Raw genomic sequence first — 26108 nt, 5'->3', positions numbered from 1 at the left:
ATTATTTGATAGGATAGATATGTATCTCCCTATGTAAAGAAAGGTGACTTTTATATTATGCAGCCATTGATTTTAGCTTCTTCATCACCACGTCGTAAAGAACTTCTACAATTTCTTCAAATCCCCTTTGAAAGCATGAATTCCAATGTCGATGAAAGTATTGATGAAAACATGTGTCCTGATGGAGCGGTGAAAGAACTGGCTTCCCGTAAAGCGGAAGCCATCGCGGCAAAATTTCAGGAAAGCTGGGTAATCGGCTCGGATACCGTTGTTGTCCTTGATGGTGAGATATTGGGTAAGCCGACAAGCCGTGCGGATGGAAAAAGAATGCTGGAAATGTTATCGGGACGGACACATGAAGTATACACAGGTGTCGCCATTCTATTCGGCAAGCATCGCAGAGTATTCGCAGAAAAAACGGAAGTTACATTTTGGGAGCTGCCAGAGGCTGAAATCGAACGTTATCTGGATAGCGGGGAACCTTTTGACAAAGCTGGCGGCTACGGGATTCAAGGATACGGATCTCTTCTTGTCGAACGAATCAAAGGGGACTATTTCTCAGTTGTCGGGCTTCCTGTCTCGAGACTGGCCCGGGAACTTAAAGCGATGCAGGAAGAGTTAGGCTGATCGATTTCCTCTGGCATCTTTCCTTTTCTAAGGAAGGGTTGATCTTTTGAGCGAAAAAATGTTAATACGGGATTACCCGAAAGAGGAGAGACCGCGCGAAAGGTTTCTGCAGGACGGACCGCAGAGTCTCTCCAATCAGGAATTGCTCGCTCTGCTATTGAGGACGGGATCAAGGGAAGAATCCGTCCTGCAATTATCCGGCAGGCTCATCAATTCCTTCAAGGGCCTGCGCCTGCTAAAAGAAGCCTCAGTGGAAGAACTGACCGTGATTAAAGGGATTGGTGAAACAAAAGCGATTCAAATCCTGGCCTCTGTCGAACTTGGCAGGAGAATTAACAATTTAAATGATCAAGACCGTTATGTAATTAGATCTCCTGAAGATGGAGCCAATTATTGCATGGAAGAAATGCGCTTTTTATCACAGGAACATTTCGTCTGTCTCTATTTAAATACGAAAAATCAAGTGCTTCAAAAAACTACGGTATTCATCGGCAGCCTCAATGCCTCGATCGTGCATCCGCGCGAGGTCTTCAAAGAGGCTTTCAAAAGGTCCGCTGCCTCTATCATCTGTCTTCATAACCACCCCTCCGGAGACCCCTCTCCCAGCAGAGAAGATATTGAAGTGACGAAAAGGTTAGTCGAATGTGGTAAAATAATCGGGATTGAAGTATTGGACCATATCATCATCGGGGAACATAAATATGTTAGTTTGAAGGAAAAAGGTTATTTATGACACTATCAAAATTTTTGACGATACGATATAATATTGTTTATGATTTTTAAAAGAGGAAACTTTTTCAAAACTCTTATTGTCAAAAAACGACAAATTATTTATTGAACTTATAAAAAGGCATTTTTGTTTACGAAAGGGAGATACCATAATGTTTGGAATTGGCGCTAGAGATATAGGGATTGACTTAGGAACGGCGAATACGCTTGTCTATGTGAAAGGAAAAGGTATCGCAGTACGTGAACCATCGGTTGTAGCTGTGCAAACAGATACAAAGCAAATCGTTGCAGTCGGAAACGATGCGAAAAACATGATCGGCCGTACACCTGGTAACGTGGTTGCCCTCCGCCCGATGAAGGATGGAGTAATTGCCGATTATGAAACGACGGCTACCATGATGAAGTACTATATGAAGGAAGCTCAAAAGAAGGGCGTATTCGGCAACAAGCCATATGTCATGATTTGTGTGCCTTCTGGAATTACGGCAGTTGAGCAGCGTGCAGTCATCGATGCAGCTAGACAAGCTGGAGCCCGTGACGCATATCCAATCGAAGAACCGTTTGCAGCAGCGATCGGTGCGGACCTTCCTGTTTGGGAGCCTACAGGGAGCATGGTCGTTGATATCGGCGGAGGAACGACGGAAGTGGCAATCATTTCCCTTGGCGGAATCGTTACAAGCCAATCGATCCGTATCGCCGGTGACGAAATGGATGATGCCATTATCGTTTACATCCGTAAGAACTACAATTTGATGATCGGTGAGCGTACTGCTGAAGCGATCAAAATGGAAATTGGTTCTGCTGGGGATACGGAAGGCGTAGAAAACATGGAAATTCGCGGCCGTGACTTATTGACTGGATTACCGAAAACGATCGAAATTACAGCTGAGGAAATATCCAAAGCATTAAGCGACACAGTTTCTGCAATTGTGGATTCCGTGAAAAACACTTTAGAGAAAACACCACCTGAATTAGCGGCTGACATCATGGACAGAGGCATTGTGCTGACAGGCGGGGGCGCTTTGCTGCGCAATTTGGATAAAGTCATCAGTGAAGAAACGCAAATGCCGGTGATCATCGCTGAAAATCCGCTGGATTGTGTTGCAATCGGAACGGGAAAAGCGCTGGACCACATTCATTTATTCAAGACTAAATCAAGAGATTCGCGATAAGCATTACTTCTCAAATAGGGCCGGCTCAACAAAAGGTGCAATTTTGAGCCGGTTTTTCTTATGTTTTGCTGTTTAATTAAATCCATAGTGTATTTTTAAGAAATTTTAGATAGAGGTGTAATCACCATGCCACAGTTTTTTAATAAAAAGCTCCTTCTCTTACTCGTTAGTATTATCGTTCTCGTGGCATTGATCGGTTTTTCATTAAGGGAGAGAGAAGAGTTGACTTGGCCGGAGCAATTCCTGAAAGATACGACAGGCTGGGTCGGAAATGTGTTTAATAAGCCAGTATCGGGTATAACAGGTTTTGTAGGGGGCTTAAAAGACCTTCAACATACATACGATGAAAACAAAAAATTGAAAGCCCGCTTGGATGAATATGTATTATTGAAAACCCAAGTCCAAGATTTAAAGGAAGAAAATGAAGAACTTCGCGATAACCTCAAAAAAGAAGATGACCTGCGCAAGTATTCGCCCACTCAGGCGACGGTCATTGGACGTAATCCCGACCGCTGGCATGAAATGCTGACGATTAATAAAGGGAAGCGTAATGGGGTAGAAAAAAATATGGCTGTAATCACGTCCAATGGGTTAGTCGGTAAGGTGAAATCAGCGACGGATTTCACGGCCTCGGTTCAACTTTTAAGCTCGATCGATAAAGCCAATCGTGTCTCAGCGATTGTCCAAGGTGATGATAAAGCATATGGCTTGATTGAAGGATTCGATGATAAGAAGAACCTTTTGCTGATGAAACGGATCCCATATGATAAAAAGATCAAGAAAAATTCATTGGTCATCACATCCGGTTATGGAGGGATCTTTCCGAAAGGTCTGCTGATCGGGAAAGTTGTCGATGTCAAAGTGGATCAATATGGATTGAACCAGACCGCATATATTGAACCTTCCACGGATTTTTATGATATTAATAATGTCATGGTCGTTCAGCGCGAAGTGGACGGTGTACCGAAAGAAAGTGAAGGGGAGGATGAAGCTGAGTGAGATATTTCATCCTTTCTTTTATAGCCTTGGTTTTTTTTGTTTTTGAAAGCATCTTCGCCCAGATGTTCGCTGGAAATGCATTCGGGGCCGATAAAATCCTCGTGCCCCATTTCATGATGGCTTTCGTTTTTTTTCTGACCATGTTCGGTTCAAGGAAAATGGGTATGCTTTATGGTGCGATTCTTGGGTTGACCTATGATGTCGTATATACGGAAATCCTTGGGACTTACATGTTCCTGCTGCCTTTTCTTGCCTATCTGATATCGAAATGCATGAAAATCCTGCAAAATAATATATTGATTGCCTGTCTTACTGCGCTTTTATTCACGGCAGTTTTAGAGGTTGTCATCTATCAAATGAATATCATACTATCTTTTGCTGATATGGGATTTGGTGAATTTGCGGAACGGAGATTGATTCCGACATTATTATTGAATCTCGCATTCATTATTATCAGCTGCTACCCTTTAAAGAGAATGATTGAAAAACTTGATTTGCAAGGAGAAACGGAATAACGTTCCTGTGTCTTAAGAAGCAGGTGGGAAATGTATTTTCTCTTTTCCGTGTACGTAGAAAAAGGAAATTTGTTTTCCTATGTCGAATTATATTTCATTGAGGTGAAACAAACGTCATGAATAAAAGAATTCAGCAAAATGTCATGATTAAGGGAACAAAAGACGGGTTTATGCTTCATCTCGATGATTCTTGCTCATTTTCCGAATTATTGAAAGAGTTAGAAGTGAAGCTTTCGGCAAACTATCAGTTTCAAGAAAATGACCCGTCCATTTCCGTAAAAGTACATACAGGGAACCGCTATCTTGATGAACAACAAGAAGAAAAGATTAAAGAGGTCATCCATAAAAAGAAGAAGCTTTTCGTAGATGAGATGATTTCGAATGTCCTTACGAAGGATGAAGCGAAACGATGGAAAGATGAAAACCAAGTGACGACCGTGACCAAGGTGATAAGGTCGGGACAGGTTTTTGAAGTTCCTGGGGACTTACTGCTGATAGGGGATGTCAATCCCGACGGAACGGTTCGTGCGGGTGGCAACATATATATCATGGGACAGCTAAAGGGAATAGCCCATGCCGGATATAAAGGGAATAAAGAGGCCATTATAGCTGCCTCTGTCATGAAGCCTGCCCAGCTGCGCATTGCCGGAAAAGTGAATTTATCTCCTGACCAATATGCGAAATGGGGACATGACTTGGAATGTGCCTTCATGGATGAAGAACAAAATATCATAATAGAAAAATTGCAAGTCTTAAAGAAATATAGACCTAATTTAAATAGATTAGAAGGGGGTCTCTAATCGTGGGAGAGGCAATAGTTATAACATCCGGTAAGGGTGGTGTCGGGAAAACGACCACCTCCGCCAATTTAGGAACATCTTTAGCTCTTCTAGGCAAAAAGGTTTGCTTGATTGATACGGATATTGGTCTTCGGAATTTGGATGTGATCATGGGATTGGAGAATCGCATCATCTATGATTTGGTCGATGTGGTCGAAGGGCGCTGTAAGATACACCAGGCGCTTATAAAAGATAAACATTTCGAGGATTTGCTTTATCTGCTTCCCGCTCCGCAAAATAGTGACAAAACAGTGGTGAATGAAGAGCAGATGAGGAAACTCATCAGCGATATGAAGCCTGACTATGATTATGTCATCATTGATTGCCCTGCAGGCATTGAACAGGGCTTCAGGAATGCCATAGCTGGGGCAGACAAGGCAATCATCGTTACGACTGCAGAGAGACCGGCTGTCAGGGATGCTGACCGTATTATTGGCCTGCTTGAAAAAGAAGAGCATATTGAACCGCCTCAATTGATTATCAACCGGATCCGCGGCCATTTGCTTCATGAGGATGAAGAAATGGATATCGATGGAGTTGCCGATTTTCTTAAGATTGATTTGATCGGCGTCATTCCTGATGATGACCAGGTCATTGTGGCAGCGAATAAAAAGGAACCCATTGCCTATAATCCGGACAATAGAGTTTCACTTGCCTATCGGAACATCGCCAGAAGGATCCTTGGTGAATCTGTGCCCTTGACTCCAATTGGCAGCGAACCAAAGGGCTTCATGTCCAAATTGAAAAAATTCTTCAGCGTGCGGTAAATCTATATTCTTTTGTCAAGAAGCGGGGAGCATTTGATGCCCTCGCTTTTTTTATACTTCTTGTGAAATAAAAAAGGCAAGCCGTATACTGGCTTGCCTGATCTATATGCTAAAAATGCAGCGGGTTATCCGCGTCTTCCGCCTCTGCCGCCGCGTTTTGATTCGGTGCTGCGTTTAAGAGTCGATAAATTTTCTTCACTAGTCTTTAAAAAGCGCACCATTTTATCTTCGAAATTTTCCTTTGGTTGGAAATTACCTTTTGAACGAAAATCTTTAGAACGGCTATCCCCTTGGCGTGGTGGGCGTTTGGTATAAGAAGAGGTTTGCCCTTCGGGTCTATCTATAGCCTTTTTGATGGACAAGGCAGTTTTTCCGTCTTTCTCACTAATCACTTTTACTTCAATTTGGTCGCCTACTTTAAGATGGTCATTTACGTCTTTTACATAGCTATCTGCTACCTCACTGATATGCACAAGACCTGTTGAGCCTCCTGGTAATTCTACGAATGCTCCAAAATTAGTGATACCTGTTACTTTACCTTGTACTTTGCTGCCTATTTCGATTGACATAAAAAAATGTTCCCCCTCAATAATGTTAAAACCACTTTATTATAACAAATTCCGGGGAACAATATCAATCTCAATTATTCGATTTTCTGAATCGATGCCCGAACCACCTTGGGAATTCATAAGTTTCGGTGAATTTTTCATCGAAAAAAATTTTCAGGGAAGTGCAGAATAGTCTGGACAAGTTGCTCATACGTTGTAATATAGCGCTTTGAATGAGCAGGGGGGGAAGTCTGGAATGGATGATCGCAGGAAAGATATCCGCAATCGTATCGCCAAGAGACGCAAGTTTAATGATAAACCGTCAGGAAGCAGTAGTTGGACGGAGATCAACAATGAGGAACCATATGGTATTGATTCATATAACGGGTATTCCGAAAAAGATCATCCGCTCTTCAAGAAAGAATATTTTTTCTTTAAAATCCTTGCCAGTGTATGCCTGTTCCTGATTGTCGCGGTGATGTTCAAACACCCTTCTGTGCGGCTTGACCCTGCCAGGAGTTTTGTCACGGAGAACATGAACAAGGAATTTCAGTTCGCTTCAATCTCCAATTGGTACGAAAGTGCGTTTGGTAAACCGATCGCTTTTTTACCGAATGAAGCCGATACGGAAACTGTTGATTCGAATGAAGAATATGCAATGCCAGCTTCTGCGAAGATTACCCAAAACTTCGAGACGAACGGTGAGGGAATCATTTTGGAAACGAGCAAAGGCTCAAAGGTCGAGGCCGTTAATGAAGGGGTAGTCATTTTTGCCGGTGAAAAGGAGGGGATCGGAAAGACGGTCGTCATTCAGCATGCCAATAAAAGTGAATCTTGGTATGGGCAGCTGGAAGGAATTGATGTGAAATTGTATGAGTTCGTTAAAAAGGGCAATGAAGTCGGACAGGTTACACTAAGTGAAGATGGATCCATGGGCAGGTTTTATTTAGCGATAAAAGAAAATGATGCTTTCGTCGATCCTAAAAAGGTGATTTCCTTTGAGTGAATATGGGAAGTTACTGTTTAAAATCAGGGTGCATCCGACATTGTGGTTTGTCATTGGCATCGCCATCCTCACAGCCCATTTCGTTGAAGTGATGATGCTGTTGCTCATCGTCTTCATACATGAGATGGGGCATGCCGTCTGTGCCCAGCACTTCAAATGGCGGATAAAGTCAATCCAGCTGCTTCCTTTTGGCGGGGCTGTCGAGACTGAGGAATATGGAAACAAGAGTTTGAAGGAGGATTTGGCGGTGGTGCTTGCCGGTCCGCTTCAACATGTTTGGCTCATTGGCGCAGCTTTTTTGCTCTATTTCTTTACCATTATCCCATATGAGCTGTACCAGCCATTTTTGTATATGAATCTTATGCTGCTGATTTTTAATCTGCTGCCAATTTGGCCCCTGGACGGGGGACGGCTGCTATTCATCGGTGTTTCCCTATACTGCACCTTTCTGGAAGCGCAGAAACATACACTTCACTTTTCTGCAGTATTCGCTTTCCTTGCTTTTTTGACCTGGCTCATTCTGGATCCGCTCAATTTGAACATCTGGCTCATCATCTTTTTCATAAGTCTCTCACTCGTCATGGAATGGCGGCAGAGGTATTATGCGTTCATCCGCTTTCTTTTGCAGCGCCATTACGGGCATACGAATGATTTGGCGAAACTGAAGCCGATCTCGGTGGATTCACAAGAACCGATTTATAAAGTGCTGGAAATGTTTCAACGCGGTTGTAAACACCCCGTGATCATCATGAAAAACGGGAAAGAGAGCGGCTCGTTGGATGAAACGGAAATCCTTCATGCCTATTTTTCCGAGAAAATGACAAACGGGAAAATCGGCGACCTATTATATTCTTATTAAATATGTTATCCTTTCTTCAAATTGAGGAGAGGATTTTTTTTGATGAAAAAAATGATCGCGAACCTAGCTTCGCGCGAAAAAAGAGTGGCTGTACTTGAGAATGGTGTTTTACGTAAACTTGAAATCATGCCGCCTCAAAAGCGTAGTACGGTCGGTAACATTTATCTTGGGAAGGTGACGAAGGTGTTACCGGGCATGGATGCCGTCTTCATTGATTATGGTGCAGAGAAAAATGGTTTTTTACACCGTGACGAGATTCCCTCTTTCCAGCTGACAAAAAAAAGTGATGGGAAAGCATCGATCGGTCAATTTGTCCGTCAAGGAGAAAAGCTGCTAGTTCAGGTGACGCGGGATGAAACGGGCACCAAAGGAGCTAAATTGACTGGGCTGATCGAGTTTTCGACAGATTCCCTCGTATACATACATGGAATAGATTATGTTGGTGTTTCAAAGAAATTCAAAAACAATGATCTTCAGAAGCAATGGCGCGAAACTGCCTTGCAGCATAAAAATCCTGATGAGGGATTGATTGTCCGCACCTCGATGGAGAACGAAAGTGAATCGGTCTTCCTTGACAGGTTAAATGGATTGCGGGAGCTCTTTAAAGGGCTTGAACTTAAGGCTGCGTCCCTCAAGGCCCCGTCCCTTCTCTATGAGAGGGATGAATACCTTGATATGATCATTTCCGAAATGTCGGGAACGGCGACCGGGGAACTTGCCATCGATGACTTCGAGGCCTATCTCGAGTTGAAAAAATGGATACAGGAAAACCGTAAGGAGTGGGAAATATCCCATGTATCGGGTACAAAGAATATTTTTTCCGAATGGAATGTGGAAGCGCAAGTTGAGAAAATGGCCAAGAAAATCGTTTGGCTTGAGAATGGCGGATATTTAATTTTTGAAGAAACGGAAGCTTTCACCGTAATCGATGTCAATTCAGGTAAGTTCACCGGCAAGGTGGCGAAGGAAGCAACGTTGTTTGCGGTTAATCAGGCTGCGGCGAAAGAGGTCGCCCGTCAACTGAGATTGAGGAATATCAGCGGAATCATCCTGATAGATTTCATCAATATGGAGCAGTCCCGGCATAAGCAGGAAATCATCGAAATCGTTAAAAAGGAAGCGGTGAGGGATGAGAAGCGAACCCAGGTCATCGGTTTTACGGAACTGGGCATTTTACAAATGACGAGAAAGCGAACCTCCCCGTCTTTAAGTGAAATGACGACGGTGCCTTGCCCTGTTTGCAGTGGAAGCGGTAAAATCGAGAGCCCTGAAACGGTGGCCTTCCGGTTGGAGCGTGAACTGCTGGAACACAGGAAGACGGATGATGAAGCGGTCTGGGTGGAGGTCAGTAAAGCGGTGGCTGACGTGCTGCTTGGTGAAAAGGAATCATATCGGCCGACATTGGAGGAATTGATCGGTAAAAAGATATTTCTGTCTTTTATCCCAGGTTCGAGGAATGCTTACTCCATCAAGCGCTTCGGGAGCATTCAGGAAATCGGGCGGGCTTTCGAGTGAAGGGCGGGAATTGTTATAAATATATTGACAGCCTTTCCTGTTTCATGTTAGGATTTTAATGTTATGTTTGTAGCACCCGTGCTACAACCGCTCAACATCAGGTTTTAAGCTTTTGCCTTTCTGGTAAAACGCCTGTGATTGGCGAGTCTGAGACATTTAAGGAGGTGCAAGTATGTACGCAATTATCGAAACTGGCGGTAAACAAATTAAAGTAGCAGCTGGCGAAGCGGTTTACATTGAAAAATTAAACGCAGAAGCAGGCGAAACTGTTACATTTGACAAAGTTTTATTCGTAGGTGGCGAAGACGTGAAAGTCGGTGCTCCACTAGTTGAAGGCGCTACTGTAACAGGTACTGTCGAAAAACAAGGTAAGCAAAAGAAAATCACTGTTTTCAAATACAAAGCGAAGAAAAACAATCGTAAAAAACAAGGTCATCGTCAACCATACACTAAAGTTGTTATCGAAGCAATCAACGCGTAAGGGCTGATTCTAGATGATCAAAGTTGTATTTGATGCTCCGCAGGAACGGATTGCTTCGTTCACCTTAAGCGGACATGCTAATTTTGCTAAAAAAGGTTCTGATATCGTTTGTGCAGGTGTATCGGCTGTTTCCTTCGGGGCAGTCAATGCAATCATGTCCTTAACGGACGTAGAGCCTGAGATTGAGCAAGGGAGAGAAGGCGGCTATCTTCGCTGCGTCATTCCGGGGAATCTTTCGCCGGAATCGGAAGAGAAGGTTCAGCTGCTTTTGAACGGCATGCTCATATCGCTGCAAACCATCGAACGTGATTATGGTAAATACATGAAAATTATCCTCAACCAATAGGAGGTGGAACAAATGTTAAGATTAAATCTTCAGTTCTTCGCTTCGAAAAAAGGAGTAGGTTCTACAAAGAACGGACGTGACTCAATCTCCAAGCGTCTTGGCGCTAAACGTGCAGATGGTCAATTCGTATCTGGTGGTTCTATCCTTTACCGTCAACGCGGAACAAAAATCTATCCTGGTGAGAACGTAGGCCGTGGTGGAGACGATACTCTATACGCTAAAGTAGACGGTGTTGTTAAATTCGAACGTTTCGGACGTGACCGTAAAAAAGTAAGCGTATATCCAGTTGCACAAGAAGCATAATTGGCATCTTTGAACAGAGGCTGACTCAAAAGGGTCTGATTCCTTCTACAAGACACTATATACCGCGTCATTTTTAATAATGGTATGCTATATAGTGATGAAGGGGTCCGGCCCTTTATTTATACTATATAGGAAATGAACCAGCATTTTGCAGGAGACTTTAGTCATTAGTATAAGGAAAACAACCTCTGACTTACAAAAGGCTCGCCAATCGGCGGGCTTTCTTAAACTTTCAGGGGGGAAATCCAAGATTACTCATCCATCCGATTTGGTTTAAACCAAATAGACACTCCAATTCAACTATAATATCTCCAATTGGTGCATAAAAGGCCCATTCTCTTTTTTAGTTCAAATGGCTCTACCATCGTCCAAAGAACTCAGGGTGTGCGGCTGTATTTTTTGGACGGGGGCTTTCATGTGAAGGCATGTGAATCGAGCTTCATTTCCTGTTTGTTATTTTTTTGATATACTGTACAAATGGAAGTATTCAACATGATAGAGCTGAAAAAAAGTTTCTTTATCATAATTGAAGGTGTTAATAATGGATAAAAATTGGACGACTATTGAAACTCTGCGTCAAACCAGGCATGACTGGCTGAATAAAATTCAAATCATCAAAGGGAATCTGGAGTTGAACAGAATTGATCGTGTCAAGGGCATCATTGATGAAATCATTGTTGAAACCCAGAATGAAGCACGCCTCTCCAGTTTGAATTTACCTAAGTTCACCGAAATGTTGTTGACGTCGAATTGGAATAATGGATCATTTTATTGCGAATATGAAATCATTGATGTTTTTGAAGGTTCAACTGAGATGGACTGTCTGATGTATCGCTGGACAAACGATTTCTTTAAAATTCTCGATAAGAATCTCGATCCGTTTTTTGAAAATATACTGGCTGTTTCCATGTGTAAAAAAGAAGTGAGCGATATGCACTGTTCATTTCATTTGCAAGGCAGGTTCATTGATCAATCCCCAGTGATCGAGTTTTTGGAAGGTTCATTAACGGCCGAGCAAGCAATTGAAATTCTTGAATGTAATGAGGATGAAATATTTTTTAAGATGGATATTAACTTTTAGAGAAGTATACAGCAAGAAATGACTTGCAGAAAACAAGGAAGTGATAGCATGTTTGTCGATCAAACGAAAGTCTATGTAAAAGGCGGAGACGGTGGTAACGGGATAGTTGCTTATCGTCGTGAGAAATTCATACCTAAAGGCGGACCTGCCGGCGGAGATGGCGGTAATGGAGCCAATGTCGTTTTTGAAGTGGAAGAGGGCTTGCGTACATTAATGGATTTCCGTTATCAACGTCACTTTAAGGCACCTCGCGGAGAACATGGCATGTCCAAAAACATGCATGGTGCGGCTGCAAAGGATATGGTCATCAAGGTTCCACCTGGCACCGTTGTCATTGATGACAAAACGAAGGAAGTCATTGCTGATTTAGTTGAGCACGGACAACGCGCCGTCATTGCCAAAGGTGGCCGCGGAGGCCGGGGAAATTCCCGTTTTGCCACACCAGCCAACCCTGCACCTGAAATCGCTGAGAACGGCGAACCGGGCCAAGAACGTGATATAGTCATGGAATTGAAACTGTTGGCTGATGTCGGTTTGGTTGGTTTCCCAAGTGTAGGGAAATCCACTTTGCTATCTGTCGTATCCGCAGCAAGGCCCAAAATTGCCGAATACCATTTTACGACGATCGTACCGAACCTCGGAATGGTGGAAACGGAAGATCACCGCAGCTTCGTCATGGCCGATTTACCTGGTCTGATCGAAGGCGCTTCAGAAGGTGTGGGCCTTGGACATCAATTCCTGCGCCATATTGAAAGAACGAGGGTAATCGTTCATGTAATCGATATGTCGGGTCTTGAAGGCCGGGATCCATATGAAGACTACCAAACAATCAATAAAGAGTTGGAAGAGTATAACCTGCGCTTGACTGAACGTCCGCAAATCATTGTAGCAAGTAAAATGGATATGCCGGACTCAGAGGATAACTTAGCGGCTTTCAAAGAAAAGCTGGAAGAAGACTATCCTGTCTTCCCGATTTCTGCCGTGACGCGTGAAGGGATCCGTGAGCTTCTTTATGCTATTGCTGATAAAATCGAAGAGACACCTGAGTTCCCTCTTGAACATGAAGAAGAGAATACTGGAATCCACCGGGTTCTATATAAACATACATCACAGTCGGATGAATTTAACATTGAACGCGAACCTGATGGCAGCTTTGCCGTATCAGGATTCAAGATCGAGCGTTTATTCAAAATGACTGACTTCACCCGTGAAGAGTCCATACGTCGTTTCGCCAGACAGCTTCGTTCATTCGGAGTCGACGAAGGCCTTCGCCAAAAAGGTGCGACAAATGGCGATATCGTCCGTATCCTTGAATATGAATTTGAATTTGTTGATTGATTGGAGACCATGATGGCAGGCAAAAGGAGGCGTGCGGAGTTTGAATAAGTCCGATCAGAAATTTTTCCTCGTTCGAGAGGATGTCCTTCCCGAAGCGATGAAAAAAACGCTGGATGCAAAAGAAATGATTGAACGGGGAAAAGCGGAATCAGTTTGGGAAGCGGTACAGCGAGTGGACCTAAGCAGGAGTGCTTTTTACAAATACCGTGACACGGTTTTTCCGTTTCATACAGTTGTTAAGGAAAAGCTGATTACACTGTTCTTCTATCTCGAAGATCGTTCTGGTACTCTATCGGAGCTTTTACGGCTCGTCGCCTCATCCGGTTGCAACATCATGACCATCCACCAAACGATTCCTTTGCAGGGACGTGCAAATGTCACCCTATCCCTGAATACGGGTGGGATGACGATGGATATTAATGAACTGCTTACTAAACTGCGTAAAATGGAGTTCGTCGAAAAAGTCGAAATCATTGGTAACGGCGCATGAAAACAGCCTGTACATTTCACATGTACAGGCTGTCAGTTTGTAGACAAAAGGTTTCGAATTGGTCTGATTCTGAAACCTTTTCCAACTGATCCTGAGAGTGGCTACTATGTGAAGGGTGAGGAAACAAAACAGTATGCCTATTCGTTTCCTGCGGCGCAGACTGTAATGGATTTGTGTTGGGGACGATAGTAGCACCGCAAAAGAGTGCTCATAATTTTTGCCGAACGTAGAGAAGTGAGGCATTTATCATGGAAACCGTAACCTAAAGGCCAACGGGCTCTAGTAATCATTTCAAGTTGATCTCGCTGAATAGACAAAGTTGATTGGAACGTAAGGTACGAGACTCTGCGGGAAAAGCAGTCCAAGGGAGACCCCGCAGGCGCAAATGCGCCGAGGAGGCTCCCGGACCGCCCGCGGAAAGAGTGCCTGGAGCGGAAATCAACGGTCAAAGTTTAAAAACCTAAAACAGCCTGAAGACAAACTCATTTATTATCGGGTTTGTCTACAGGCTGTTTTCATTTGTAAGAGGAAATTAACGATTAAGTATTGTAAAAAATCAGAAAATGGCATAACATAAACAGTAGATTTTCCGTGAGAAGGAGTTTATAATATGACATCAAAAATTGCATTTCTTGGACCAAAAGCAACGTTCACGGATTTAGCTGTATCGCGACTATTTCCTAATGATATAAAAATACCGATGAACACGATTCCGGACTGCCTTGATGCTGTTCGGGACGGGGAAGTGAATCACGCGCTCGTACCGATCGAGAATGCTTTGGAGGGTTCGGTAAATATAACGATGGATTACTTAGTCCATGAAGTCACATTGCCGATGAAAGGCGAAGTGACGATTCCAATCCAACAGCATTATATGGTGCATCCGGACCATGCATATCCTGGTTTCAAACCTGACATGGTATATTCGCATTCCCATGCCATCGCTCAATGCCGCAAATTTCTACATAATGAGCTAAGGGGCATTCCGTATGAGTATGTCACATCCACAGCAGCCGCTGCGAAGATGGTGATGGAGAATCCCGATATCAATATTGCTGCAATTGCAAATGATATGGCAGCAGAGGAATACGGTTTGACGATTGCAAAACAAAATATTCACGATTACGAACATAATCACACCAAGTTTGTCGTCGTATCCAACAGTGAAGTCGACTTTGAAGGGCATTTGACCGTTGAAGGGGACAAGAAAACGACCTTGATGATTCAGCTGCCTGCCGACCACTCAGGGCAGCTGCACCAAGTCCTTTCCGCTTTTTCCTGGAGGAAGCTTAACCTTTCCAAGATTGAATCAAGACCCATGAAAACAGGATTGGGCAATTACTTTTTCATCATCGACATCGAAATGCCCCTTGACGATGTCCTAATCCCAGGAGCGATTTCCGAGCTTGAGGCCTTAGGATGTACGGTATCGATCATGGGAAGCTATTCATGCTTTAAAGTCCAAACAGGTGTACCGCAGCGCTGATTTTTTTATTGTGAAATTTTTTTCTGAAATGATAAATGGTACAGCCTCAGTTGAGTTATATACAAGAATAAAAAGGGTGCCCCGGGAGTATTTCCGGGGCATTTTTTTGTGAAGGCTGTCGTAAAGGTTTGTATTCCCTTTGCGTACAAGTTCCTAAAATGGTTGGCTGTCATTTTATGAAATATATAGAAATAGGCAGAATGATTCTGGATGAAAAACAAACACCGATTGTGATGAAAGCAAATACAATAGGTAAATCTCGATATGGCACATGTGGAAATAGGAACGGTAATACATAAGTTGATGACTAATTCAGTGGATACACCTTTTTAATCAAAAAAGCAGAGAGAGGGTGGTGGTCAGCAGAGATGGATAGTCAATTCAAAGAAACTTTCGGTTCTTGGACTCAAGCGATAGGAACCGTCATTTCCGCTGTTGCTGGTACACCATCCAATGTCTTGGACGAAGAATTTCGTAAGAACTTAGATTTGATTGGAAATGAACTTCAAGCAACAGGAAATGCCTTATTGGCGGACGCAGAAGAAACCTGGTCTCTAGATAAATTCGGTAATATAATACAGGCGATCGGGAATTCGACCGTTATCTTAGGCCTAGTCATTGATTTTGATGAAATAACGAAACAGGAATTAATCATCAAAGGTAATCTGATTCAAGCGTTGGGCGGAGGCACCGCTTTGGCGGGGGCATACGAAAATCCGGATGAACCGGAGCAGGCCTTCAATGCAACGGGGAATTTGTTACAGGCGATTGGGAATTCGATGCAAGCGATAGGTGGAATTGCCGAACTTAAAAATAGCATTCTAGAAAAAGACCAAGATAAGGATCAAGAGCAAGATGAACAAGATAAGGAGCAGGAACTGCAAAAATATCAATATCCTTATTTGGAAGAGAAGCCATCTGATGCTGAATCAATCCAAGTGATGGGAGGGTGGGTACAGGCGGTCGGTTCCGTCATTAGTCTTATCGGGCAGTTGAGAAGTAACGAAGTTGAAAACTCCGGGGATGGCAGCTCAAATGAAAGCAATTCCAATGATGAGTGAACATAAGGCCAATAAAAAAAGCCTCAAAAGATATGGCTTTTGAGGTTTTTTCGTTCATTCAATCGACTAAAATGCCGGCATCCCTCAAAGCACACTCCGCTTCGTCGAGCAGTTCTTCAGATGATGCGCTCAGTGTATGGAGATGGATGCCGCTCGTTAGTTCCGATAAAAACGATGCATTCGTTGCCGTTACCCTTGAAAGGAATTGCTGGACTTCCTTTCGGCTGCTGACCATGATGGAAGCTGTTAGGTCGCCGTATACGGGATGCTCGATTTTGACATCTTTCACGGTGATGCCGATATCCACGAGTAAATATAGCTCTTCTTGGGTCCGGGAAGGATCGTGTTGGCAAGCAATGATCCGTTCAGGCTTTTGCGTGCTCCCCGTTTGTAAGTACAGATAGCCTTGGCTCGTCGCAATGATAGGCTCATTCCGCGCTTTCAGGAGGGTTATGTCACCAACGATAACCTGCCGGCTTACATTCGTTATCTGCGAAAGCTCGCTGCCTGTTACAGGCTCCGCGCTTGTTTGCAATAAATGTAAGAGTTTCGTCCGTCTTTCTTCCCCGAGTAATTTCTTTCTTTCCATAAACATTCACCTCTTTAATTACAAACATTCTAACACAGATTGTAGGGTTTTATCGAATGGCAGCTATTCCTTCGATGCAGTCCGCCAACTTGTGAATGTCGTCGGCCGACGTGTTTTTGCCAAAGGAAAAGCGGACGAATTGATGGGCTTCATCTTCGCTTTTCCCAATGGCCATCATCGTTTTTGAAGGATCCTGTTTACCGATTTGACAGGCGCTTCCCGTCGAAACGGCGAATCCTTTCTGGTTTAATTCCAGCATGATGTACTGTCCTTGCAATCCAGCGAAGGTCAGCGCCAGGATGTGAGGCAATTGCTCGTTTTTTGCTTCGATGATTTCAAAATCGATTTTCCTTTCCGTTAGCTGTTGGATCAATTGCATCCTAAGTGTGGAAATCCGTTTTCGTTCATCTTCCATGACATCCCCCAATTTCTTAGCAGCGGTTACGAAGGAGGCTATTCCGGGGACGTCCACTGTTCCTGGTCGGAAACCATACTCATGTGTGATATTCGGTACCGAAGCCTTCAACTGGTGGATGGCCGGGAAAATGACGGCCCCAGTCCCTTTTGGACCATAAACTTTATGGCTGGAAACGGATAGTCCATCACATGAGGCAGCTATCTTGCCAAGCGGTAATTTGGCAAATGATTGGACACAATCCACATGAAAAAAAGCCTGGTGTTTACGAACGATTTCACTTATTTGCTCAATGGGTTGAATGACCCCGATTTCCGAATTCACATGCTGAACAATGACCAAACATGTTTTCTCCGACATACATTCCTGGAGATGTTCAATATCAACACGGCCATCTTCCAAATGCCGTAAATAAGTAACCTCGAAGCCATCTTGTTCAAGCTTCGCCACGAAATTGGCAAGAGATGCATGTTCAATTCGGCTTACGATCAAGTGGTTCTGCCAGGATGGTTTCGAAGCGATGAATGTATCTAGGGCAAGCATGTTGCTTTCTGATCCGCCGCTCGTAAAGATGATTCCTTCCTTTTTTATGTTCAGCATTTCTGCGAGTTGCTGTCGTGACATATCCAATAAACGTGCCGCCTCAGAGCCAATATCATGCAAACTGCTCGCATTCCCGAAAAACTTCCGGGATGCTTGGCTGAATACGTCGAGAGCCTCCTCATCAATCGGAGTTGTAGCGGCATAATCCAAATAAATCAAGAAATCACTTCCATCCTTTAATCTTAAAAAACTCTTGATAATAGTTTAATAATATGTAAATATAGTTGTCAAGACACCTGTCATAAACAGGAGGAATGAAATAATGGTAAAAGCGGAAATCATCGTGATAGGCAGCGGGATTGCTGCCTTGAAAACGGCATTGGAAGCAAGTGAACATAAGCATGTGATACTCATCACAAAATCAAATATCCGTCATGGCAATTCATATTTAGCTCAGGGCGGGATTGCTGCTGCAATATCTGATCGTGACAGAGTATCCTTACATAAAAAAGATACGCTGGCGGCTGGTCAGAGATATAACAAAGTGAAGGCAGTGGAAAAACTCGTCGCAGAGGCACCTTCGGTTATAGCTGAGCTAATAGAATCGGGTATGCGATTTGACCATGATCATGACGGAACTCTATTGCTTGGCATGGAGGGTGCCCACAGTGAACGAAGAATCCTCCATAGTCACGGAGATGCTACAGGAAAGTACATCATGGAACATCTTATAGGGTGCTTGAAAAAATCATCGATTACTGTAATGGAGAATGTTGCAGCAGTGGAGTTGATCATCGGGAAAGATGATTCCTGCATAGGGGTCAAAACACTTGATAAGGCAGGGGATCTTGTTACCTATCATGCTGAACAGACGGTTTTGGCAACAGGCGGCTGTGGTTCACTATACCATTTCACTTCAAATTCACAAACGGTTTCAGGTGATGGAATCGCACTTGCATTCAAGGCCGGTGCAAAAGTTCGTGACATGGAATTCATACAGTTCCATCCGACCCTGCTTTTTGTAAATGGCAAAGCGCAAGGGCTGGTTTCAGAAGCGGTCCGGGGCGATGGTGCGAGATTAGTGACGGAAATGGGAAGGCCGATCATGAAGGATGTCCATAGCTTGAAAGATCTAGCTCCAAGGCATATTGTGGCACAAACGATTTTTTCTTATTTGCAGCGCGGTGAAAAGGTATTTTTGGATATTTCGATGATTAAGGATTTTAAGAATCGTTTTCCGACAGTGAGCTCATTATGTGAAAAAAGCGGGCTGGACCTTCAATCAGGGAAAATCCCCGTTGCACCTGGAAACCATTTTCTAATGGGGGGAATTGAAGTGGATGAATTCGGGCAGACCTCAGTTCCTTCTTTGTTTGCTGTAGGTGAAGTAGCGTGCACGGGTGTACATGGTGCAAACCGATTGGCAAGCAACTCCCTTCTCGAAGGGCTGGTTTTTGGAAATGCACTTGGCCGTTTCCTTGCTAACGTGCCGGCAAGGGCGATACCGGAAGAAAAAGAGCAGTCCAAGAGTTCCAGTCCAGTTTCCTTTTTACCTGATCTAAAGACATTGCAGGAAAAATTAATGAACGAAGCGGGAATCGTTCGAAATGAAGCGGGATTAACTCGACTGAAGGATTATCTTGAGACATTTAATATCGAAAAATTGCTGCATTTGGAAGTAACGGAATTATCGATAGAAGAAATAACGAAAACCAATGCCATGATAGTGGCGTGGCTGATTGCCGAATCCGCATTGACCAGGACGGAAAGCAGGGGCGGTCATTTCCGCAGTGACTATCCAAACGAAGATGACGCCCAATGGCTTGAAAATTCGGTTATCCTTGCTTGCACGGATGTGAAAAACCGAGTGAAAGGGAGACGACTATATGAATATATTGATGCTTAAGCAGATGCTGCAACAATTTTTAATGGAAGATATAGGGGAATGCGATGTAACGAGTGATACGATTTTTGATCAAGGTGAACAAGGAACTTTGACATTCATCGCAAAAGAAGGCGGGGTCTTTAGTGGAGGGGACGTCATCAAGACGGGATTTGCATTGTTGGATGAGCAAATCGAGGTTTTCGTTTTTGTTCAAGATGGCGAAGTCTTTGAAGAAGGGCAGCAGCTTGCAAGAATGACCGGCGATATGGCCTCTCTTTTAAAAGGGGAACGGGTCGTTTTGAATTTAGTGCAGCGTATGTCCGGCATTGCGACACAGGCTCATAAAGCTGCCATGATTTTAGCGGGGACGAAGACGAGAGCTTGTGATACGAGGAAAACAACACCAGGCCTGCGGATGCTTGAAAAATATGCGGTCCGTTCCGGCGGGGCATACAATCACAGAAATGGTCTGTATGATGCAGTCATGATAAAGGACAACCATATTTCTTTCGCTGGGTCCATAACGAAAGCGGTTCAAACGGTAAAATCCAAACTGGGACATACCACTAAAGTGGAAGTGGAAACGGAATCACCACAACAGGTGCTTGAAGCAGTGGCAGCCGGTGCAGATATCATCATGTTCGATAACCGGAGCCCCGAAGAAATCAAGCAACTGATAAAATTGGTTCCCGCCCACATCATAACTGAAGCCTCTGGAGGGATCCATTTAGACAATCTAGCTTCATATCGGGAAACTGGGGTAGATTATATTTCGTTGGGCAGCTTGACGCACAGTGTCAGGTCACTTGATATTAGCGCAAAGGTCAAAGAACGTGAGGGGATATTGAAATGAACATATTGGAGATGGCTAAAACAGCAGGAAATACATTGCCTGAAAAGTATAAAACGATGACAAAGGAAGAGATGGAGAATCGGGTCCATGACATCAAGAAACGACTGGGGAACCGTCTATATATCCCAGGCCATCATTATCAACGGGAGGAAGTCATTCAATTTTCGGATTCAACGGGGGATTCACTTCAATTGGCTCAGCTTTCCGCGCAAAATCGCGAAGCGGATTATATCGTGTTTTGCGGTGTGCATTTCATGGCTGAAACAGCCGATATTTTGACGGAAGAAGGGCAGACGGTTATCCTTCCTGACATGCGTGCAGGCTGCTCCATGGCGGATATGGCGGATATTGAACAAACGGAACGGGCGTGGACAAAGCTTCAGGATTTATTTGGCGATACGATCCTTCCGCTAACTTATGTTAATTCCACCGCGGCCATCAAAGCTTTTGTTGGGAAAAATGGCGGGGCGACGGTGACTTCTTCCAATGCACAGGGGATGGTCTCCTGGGCCCTTTCGCAAAAAGAAAGGATCCTTTTTCTTCCCGATCAGCATCTTGGAAGGAATACAGCCTTTGACCTTGGAATCCCATTGAATGAAATGGCTGTCTGGGATCCGCATAAGGATGAATTGATTTATGAAGGGGAACTCGAAGACCTGAAAGTACTTCTATGGAAAGGCCATTGTTCAGTCCATGAAAATTTCACCATTGCGAATATTGAAACACTTAGAGCGGAGCAGCCTGAAATGAATATCATCGTTCATCCCGAATGCCGCCGTGAGGTAGTCGCACTGTCAGATTATGCGGGTTCGACATCGTACATCATCAATATGATCGAAAGAGCCGAACCAGGTAGTTCCTGGGCAATCGGAACGGAAATGAACCTTGTCAAGCGACTTATCGCCAATAATCCTGACAAGAACATCATCTCGTTAAATCCGAATATGTGTCCATGTCTTACGATGAATCGAATTGATCTGCCGCACCTGCTGTGGGCGCTTGAATCAATTGAAGAAGGTATAATCATCAATCCGATCAAAGTGGAGAAGAACATTGCGGATAATGCCATCCTAGCTCTAAACAGAATGCTGGAACGCGTTTGAGTTGTGCATTTTAAAAAGACTTTGGATCATAAGGAAATAGGGGCAATACCCCTTTGAGTTTGTCCACCTAATGGGGATTGGAATGGTCTTATCCCGAATCCCTATCACGATTTTATCAAGGGATTATTGCCATGATTTTAAAACAATACCGAGTTATCCTCATGTATTTTTACTGTTTTTAGCTGAAACTCACAGGGTTGAAGAAATTTGCGACACTCCTGCCGAATAACTGGCTAGCCTAGACCCCACAGACGCTTGCGTCGAGGAGGCTTGGCAGACAGTCGGCGGAAAGGGAGCGGATTTCTGAAATCAACTGCAATTTTTAGTAGACAAACTCTTTTTTCTTCGAATTGGTCTACAATCTGAAAGGGGGATAAGACCCCCTTTTCTCTTATTGTAATCAAAACAGGTAAGAACTTTTAAAGGTTACTCGCTTTAAAAGTATTGCCTTCATTCATATCACCGGATTTAAAACCTTTATTGAACCACCGTTTTCTCTGTTCGGATGTACCGTGCGTGAAGCTGTCCGGAACCACGTAACCCTGTGCCTTTTCTTGGATACGGTCATCCCCCACACCACTTGCTGCATTCAAGGCCTCCTCAAGATCGCCTTTTTCAAGTAAATTCTCTCCTTGGACATGATGTGCCCAAACTCCAGCCAAATAATCGGCCTGAAGTTCAAGACGGACAGAATACCTATTATATTCGGTCTCGCTGACCTGTGAACGATCGGGCATTTCCTTTTCCGTTGTCCCTAAAATTGTCTGAACGTGATGTCCGACTTCGTGGGCAATAACATAGGCCATGGCGAAATCACCGGGTGCCTGGAACTCTTGCTTCAACTCTTGATAAAAGCTGAGATCAATATATAGTTTTTTGTCACCCGGACAATAAAATGGCCCTACCGAAGAAGCTGCCATTCCGCATGCCGATTCGACACTGCCTGAATACAGGACAAGGTTCGGTTCCTTATATTCCAGTCCATTTTTTCGGAATTCTTCTGTCCAGACCTGCTCCGTTTCTGCAAGGACGACAGATACGAACTGCGCAAGTTCCTTCTCTTCATCAGTCTCGACATAAGTGCTGCCATTGTTCGATTCAGTAGAATTCAAACTGCCTAGCAATTCGCTAGGATTACCGCCAAGGAGCGTCACGATCAAGACAATTACCAATCCGACCCCTCCGCCGATTCCGGCCATGCCTTTTCCGCTCATGCCTCTTCTGTCCTCGACGTTCGAGCTGCCCTGTCTACCTTTCCATTTCATTATTATTCCCCCCAGGGATGTAAGATAAGTACCTGAAGACAAAGCCTTAGGTCATTTACTTTCTTATACCCGGATTTCCCTGAGTTTAGACAGAAGCTTGAAAGAAGTGTTTCATAACATGATAGCTTCCAACCTAAAAACCATTGCCTCCTTTTTTTAGAATGAAGGCAATGGTCGCAATTAAATACTTTTTAAGAATGGCATTCCTTTTCGAAGATGTCATATCATTTATTTCCTCTCCAAAAAAGTACCTTCCATTTTCCTAAATCATTGATCCAATCATAAATGTCATTTTTCACGCATAAGTTTTCATGATAAAAATAATAGCAATTCACCCACTGCTTCATAGAATATATGGACATATGCACAGGAGGGGTTAACAGCGTGAAAATTCATATAGTCCAAAAAGGCGATACACTTTGGAAACTCGCCAAAAAATACGGCGTCAGTTTTGAAGAACTTAAAAAAGTTAACGCACAATTGAGCAACCCGGACATGATGATGCCCGGAATGAAAATTAAAATACCAGGGACATCCGGAGCTGTAATAAAAGAAACGGCTAAATCAAACGTGAATATTCAACCGGGAATTAAAGAATCCCAAATTCAACCGTACCAGGCTCAGCCAGCGCCTATAAAAGAGCAGCAAATTATGCAAAAACCGGCTGTTAAAGAACAGCCGATGTTTCAACAGCCGGTAAAAGAACAGCCGAAATTTCAGCAGCCGGTAAAAGAACAGCCGATGTTTCAACAGCCGGTAAAAGAACAGCCGATGTTTCAACAGCCAGTAAAAGAACAGCCGAAATTTCAGCAGCCGGTAAAAGAACAGCCGAAATTTCAGCAGCCGATAAAAGAGCAGCCGATGTTTCAACAGCCGGTTAAAGAGCAGCCGAAATATCAACAGCCGATAAAAGAGCAGCCGAAATTTCAGCAGCCGGTAAAAGAACAGCCGAAATATCAACAGCCGATAAAAGAGCAACCAATCGTTCAACAGCCAGTGAAGGAACAACCAGTCAAGAAAGAGCAGCAGATCATTCCGCCAAAGCCAATCATTAAAGAAAAGCAAAAAATCGTTCCAAAAGAAATTCCGGTGCCCATGCCGGTGATTCCGGAAATCGATATCAATAATTACTATATGGTCAACATGACCAATATGAGTGTGCAAAAGCCTCCTGCACCACCACCTTTACCAAAGAAAAAAGAAGAGCCGGTAGCCACTAAAAAGAAGAAAAAGCCAGCTGTACAGCCAGCACAGGAATACATTGAGCCGGTGGATGATTGTATTCCAGTAACACCAATTTTGCCCGGAAGCGGTTATTGCATTCAGCCGCCACCGTGGGCGCAGATGCATATGCAAGCTCCGTATCAAGGAGTTCCAGGGTATCAGACGGCTCCGGAAACATATGGTTATCAAATGATGGAAGAGAGCTCTGATATTTGGGGCGAATCCCCTGACATGGAAATGATGGATCAAGGATTCGTTCAAGGGGCGAGCATGAATATACCAAGCCAGCAACAATATCCATATCCAGCCTCCGCACCGGTTCCGCACCATTACTATGGAGGGATGAATCAACAAGCACAAGTAGCAGGTTCATATATGCAACAAGATTATGAGTCACCAGGCGAATCGCCATCTTCATACAACAATAACTATAACTTCCCTCAGCAGTATAACCAGGCTGCCGGTGAGGAAGAGGAAGAGGAAGATTGCGGCTGTAATAAGGGGTTACTTGGAACTTATGGGCCGGAAGTGAAAGGACAGTATCAAGGGAACCAAAAAATGGATACCAATGCACATCACCATCCAGATTATCACCAATATCAATCCGTTCAGTCACAGCAGCAACAGGCCCCATACCAAGGGATGTCGCTTAATGAGTCTCAAATGGAGAAAGAGATGCAACAATATGAAGAAGAGTCAGTAGAATCGGCTCAATATGAAGGATTCATGATGATGGGCGGCCAAAGCGGTGGTCAGCCGAACATGATGATGGGCGGCCAAAGCGGTGGTCAGCCGAACATGATGATGGGCGGCCAAAGCGGTGGTCAGCCGAACATGATGATGGGCGGCCAAAACGGAGGTCAGCCGGACATGATGATGGGCGGCGGCCAAAACGGTGATCAGCCGGACATGACGATGGGCGGTCAAAACGGAGGCCAACCGGGCATGATGATGGGCGGTCAAAACGGAGGCCAGCCAGACATGATGATGGGCGGTCAAAACGGAGGCCAGCCAGACATGATGATGGGCGGCCAAAACGGAGGCCAGCCGGACATGATGATGGGCGGTCAAAACGGAGACCAGCCAGATATGATGATGGGCGGTCAAAACGGAGGCCAGCCAGACATGATGATGGGCGGTCAAAACGGAGGCCAGCCAGACATGATGATGGGCGGTCAAAACGGAGGCCAGCCGGACATGATGATGGGCGATCAAAACGGAGGCCTACCAGGCATGATGATGGGCGGCCAAAACGGAAGCCAGCCAGGCATGACGTTGGGCGGTCAAAACGGAGGCCTACCAGGCATGATGATGGGCGGCGAAAACGGAAGCCAGCCGGGCATGATGATGGGCGGCCAAAACGGAAGCCAGCCAGGTATGATGATGGGCGGCCAAAACGGAGGCCAGCCAGGCATGGGTGGTCAAAACGGAGGTCAGCCAGGCATAAAAGAGATTCAAATAGGAGGTCCTCCATTCATGATGGGCGGTCAAAATGGAGGCCAGCCAGGTATGATGATGGGCGGTCAAAATGGAGGCCAGCCAGGCATGATGATGGGCGGTCAAAATGGAGGCCAGCCAGGCATGATGATGGGCGGCCAAAATGGAGGCCAGCCAGGCATGATGATGGGCGGTCAAAACGGAGGCCAGCCAGGCATGATGATGGGCGGCCAAAACGGAGGTCAGCCAGGTATGATGATGGGCGGCCAAAACGGAAGTCAGCCAGGCATGATGATGGGCGGTCAAAATGGAGGTCAGCCGTGGATGATGGGCGGTCAAAATGGAGGTCAGCCAGGTATGATGATGGGCGGCCAAAACGGAGGTCAGCCAGGTATGATGATGGGCGGCCAAAACGGAAGTCAGCCAGGCATGATGATGGGCGGCCAAAATGGAGGCCAGCCAGGTATGATGATGGGCGGTCAAACCGGAGGTCCGCCGTGGATGGGCCGTCAAAATGGAAGTCAGCCGTGGATGATGGGCGATCAAAATGGAGGCCAGCCGGGAATGATGCCTAGACAATTTGGTGGTCAGCCGGAAATGATGCGCGGTCAGCTAGGGGGGCAACCTGAAGC

At 44.6% G+C, this 26108-nt stretch carries 25 protein-coding genes, 1 pseudogene and 1 other annotated feature; of the genes and pseudogenes, 22 read left to right on the top strand and 4 right to left on the bottom strand.

What is annotated here, in order from left to right:
• Window positions 1-57 precede the first annotated feature (57 nt).
• The 7 genes from ABC374_RS17255 to minD all read left to right on the top strand — a co-directional run bounded on the left by ABC374_RS17255 (window position 58) and on the right by minD (window position 5648).
• Window positions 58-627, top strand: a complete 570-nt coding sequence (locus tag ABC374_RS17255) for a Maf family protein (protein ID WP_413019121.1) — start codon at window positions 58-60, stop codon at window positions 625-627.
• Window positions 628-685: 58 nt separating this feature from the next.
• On the top strand, window positions 686-1360 hold the full coding sequence (radC, locus tag ABC374_RS17250) for a RadC family protein (protein WP_413020387.1): 675 nt from the start codon (window positions 686-688) through the stop codon (window positions 1358-1360).
• A gap of 148 nt (window positions 1361-1508) precedes the next feature.
• Complete coding sequence (locus ABC374_RS17245) at window positions 1509-2528, top strand: rod shape-determining protein (protein ID WP_034308871.1); 1020 nt, start codon at window positions 1509-1511, stop codon at window positions 2526-2528.
• Between the two features lie 126 nt (window positions 2529-2654).
• Entirely contained in the window at window positions 2655-3527 is an 873-nt protein-coding gene (gene mreC / locus ABC374_RS17240; protein WP_034308869.1) for a rod shape-determining protein MreC, read from the top strand.
• Entirely contained in the window at window positions 3524-4042 is a 519-nt protein-coding gene (mreD, locus tag ABC374_RS17235) for a rod shape-determining protein MreD (protein WP_350299614.1), read from the top strand. The genes mreC and mreD overlap by 4 nt, the downstream gene beginning before the upstream one ends.
• A gap of 116 nt (window positions 4043-4158) precedes the next feature.
• Window positions 4159-4842, top strand: coding sequence for a septum site-determining protein MinC (gene minC, locus ABC374_RS17230; protein WP_350299613.1), 684 nt, complete (start codon window positions 4159-4161; stop codon window positions 4840-4842).
• Between the two features lie 2 nt (window positions 4843-4844).
• Window positions 4845-5648, top strand: a complete 804-nt coding sequence (gene minD, locus ABC374_RS17225) for a septum site-determining protein MinD (protein ID WP_034308862.1) — start codon at window positions 4845-4847, stop codon at window positions 5646-5648.
• Between the two features lie 125 nt (window positions 5649-5773).
• Here the strand turns inward: minD and ABC374_RS17220 are convergent, their stop codons facing one another.
• Entirely contained in the window at window positions 5774-6217 is a 444-nt protein-coding gene (locus ABC374_RS17220; RefSeq protein ID WP_034308861.1) for a S1 domain-containing RNA-binding protein, read from the bottom strand.
• Window positions 6218-6452: 235 nt separating this feature from the next.
• Here ABC374_RS17220 and ABC374_RS17215 point away from each other — a divergent pair, with 235 nt between their 5' ends.
• The 11 genes from ABC374_RS17215 (at window position 6453) to ABC374_RS17165 (ending at window position 16162) form a co-directional block, all read left to right on the top strand.
• Window positions 6453-7202 carry a peptidoglycan DD-metalloendopeptidase family protein gene (locus tag ABC374_RS17215; RefSeq protein WP_413019118.1) on the top strand — a complete coding sequence of 250 codons (750 nt, stop codon included), beginning with the start codon at window positions 6453-6455 and terminating at the stop codon, window positions 7200-7202.
• A complete protein-coding gene (locus ABC374_RS17210) occupies window positions 7195-8061 on the top strand; it encodes a M50 family metallopeptidase (RefSeq protein WP_101222786.1) in 867 nt (288 codons plus the stop codon). The genes ABC374_RS17215 and ABC374_RS17210 overlap by 8 nt, the downstream gene beginning before the upstream one ends.
• A gap of 42 nt (window positions 8062-8103) precedes the next feature.
• Window positions 8104-9576, top strand: a complete 1473-nt coding sequence (locus tag ABC374_RS17205) for an Rne/Rng family ribonuclease (RefSeq protein WP_413020386.1) — start codon at window positions 8104-8106, stop codon at window positions 9574-9576.
• A 75-nt stretch (window positions 9577-9651) separates the two neighbouring features.
• Window positions 9652-9735 (top strand) — a sequence feature (ribosomal protein L21 leader region).
• 13 nt (window positions 9736-9748) lie between these two features.
• The gene (gene rplU, locus ABC374_RS17200; protein ID WP_034308849.1) at window positions 9749-10057 is read left to right on the top strand and encodes a 50S ribosomal protein L21; all 309 of its coding nucleotides are present in this window, start codon (window positions 9749-9751) and stop codon (window positions 10055-10057) included.
• Window positions 10058-10070: 13 nt separating this feature from the next.
• Entirely contained in the window at window positions 10071-10403 is a 333-nt protein-coding gene (locus ABC374_RS17195) for a ribosomal-processing cysteine protease Prp (protein WP_101222784.1), read from the top strand.
• A gap of 12 nt (window positions 10404-10415) precedes the next feature.
• Entirely contained in the window at window positions 10416-10706 is a 291-nt protein-coding gene (gene rpmA, locus ABC374_RS17190) for a 50S ribosomal protein L27 (protein ID WP_061143474.1), read from the top strand.
• A 541-nt stretch (window positions 10707-11247) separates the two neighbouring features.
• The gene (locus ABC374_RS17185; protein WP_350299611.1) at window positions 11248-11787 is read left to right on the top strand and encodes a Spo0B domain-containing protein; all 540 of its coding nucleotides are present in this window, start codon (window positions 11248-11250) and stop codon (window positions 11785-11787) included.
• Between the two features lie 48 nt (window positions 11788-11835).
• Window positions 11836-13125, top strand: coding sequence for a GTPase ObgE (gene obgE, locus ABC374_RS17180; protein WP_048688961.1), 1290 nt, complete (start codon window positions 11836-11838; stop codon window positions 13123-13125).
• Window positions 13126-13165: 40 nt separating this feature from the next.
• Entirely contained in the window at window positions 13166-13615 is a 450-nt protein-coding gene (locus ABC374_RS17175) for an ACT domain-containing protein (RefSeq protein WP_034308837.1), read from the top strand.
• 610 nt (window positions 13616-14225) lie between these two features.
• On the top strand, window positions 14226-15101 hold the full coding sequence (pheA, locus tag ABC374_RS17170; protein ID WP_350299610.1) for a prephenate dehydratase: 876 nt from the start codon (window positions 14226-14228) through the stop codon (window positions 15099-15101).
• 368 nt (window positions 15102-15469) lie between these two features.
• Window positions 15470-16162, top strand: a complete 693-nt coding sequence (locus tag ABC374_RS17165; RefSeq protein WP_413019114.1) for a DUF6944 family repetitive protein — start codon at window positions 15470-15472, stop codon at window positions 16160-16162.
• Window positions 16163-16220: 58 nt separating this feature from the next.
• Here ABC374_RS17165 and ABC374_RS17160 read toward each other — a convergent pair whose 3' ends face one another.
• Entirely contained in the window at window positions 16221-16751 is a 531-nt protein-coding gene (locus ABC374_RS17160; RefSeq protein ID WP_101222780.1) for a transcription repressor NadR, read from the bottom strand.
• Between the two features lie 49 nt (window positions 16752-16800).
• The gene (locus tag ABC374_RS17155) at window positions 16801-17928 is read right to left on the bottom strand and encodes an IscS subfamily cysteine desulfurase (protein ID WP_413019112.1); all 1128 of its coding nucleotides are present in this window, start codon (window positions 17926-17928) and stop codon (window positions 16801-16803) included.
• Between the two features lie 103 nt (window positions 17929-18031).
• Between ABC374_RS17155 and nadB the strand changes: the two genes are divergently transcribed.
• From nadB to nadA, 3 genes are read left to right on the top strand one after another with little or no spacing between them, the layout of a single operon-like run.
• Window positions 18032-19615, top strand: a complete 1584-nt coding sequence (gene nadB, locus ABC374_RS17150) for an L-aspartate oxidase (RefSeq protein ID WP_413019110.1) — start codon at window positions 18032-18034, stop codon at window positions 19613-19615.
• The gene (nadC, locus tag ABC374_RS17145; RefSeq protein WP_413019108.1) at window positions 19596-20447 is read left to right on the top strand and encodes a carboxylating nicotinate-nucleotide diphosphorylase; all 852 of its coding nucleotides are present in this window, start codon (window positions 19596-19598) and stop codon (window positions 20445-20447) included. Before nadB ends, nadC begins: the two co-directional genes overlap by 20 nt.
• Window positions 20444-21550: a quinolinate synthase NadA gene (nadA, locus tag ABC374_RS17140; protein WP_350299604.1), complete on the top strand. Its 1107-nt coding sequence runs from the start codon at window positions 20444-20446 to the stop codon at window positions 21548-21550. The genes nadC and nadA overlap by 4 nt, the downstream gene beginning before the upstream one ends.
• Before the next feature lie 419 nt (window positions 21551-21969).
• Here nadA and ypfJ read toward each other — a convergent pair whose 3' ends face one another.
• Window positions 21970-22815 carry a KPN_02809 family neutral zinc metallopeptidase gene (gene ypfJ / locus ABC374_RS17135; RefSeq protein ID WP_413019106.1) on the bottom strand — a complete coding sequence of 282 codons (846 nt, stop codon included), beginning with the start codon at window positions 22813-22815 and terminating at the stop codon, window positions 21970-21972.
• A gap of 384 nt (window positions 22816-23199) precedes the next feature.
• Between ypfJ and safA the strand changes: the two are divergent.
• Window positions 23200-23344 (top strand): annotated as a pseudogene (safA, locus tag ABC374_RS17130) (SafA/ExsA family spore coat assembly protein); the annotation flags it as partial.
• Window positions 23345-26108 lie beyond the last annotated feature (2764 nt).

It is taken from the genome of Peribacillus phoenicis (assembly GCF_047238085.1).
In the GTDB taxonomy this organism is placed as follows: domain Bacteria; phylum Bacillota; class Bacilli; order Bacillales; family DSM-1321; genus Peribacillus.
Note: the sequence above shows the minus strand (reverse complement) of the source record. Positions and strands in the feature narration are given on the sequence as shown.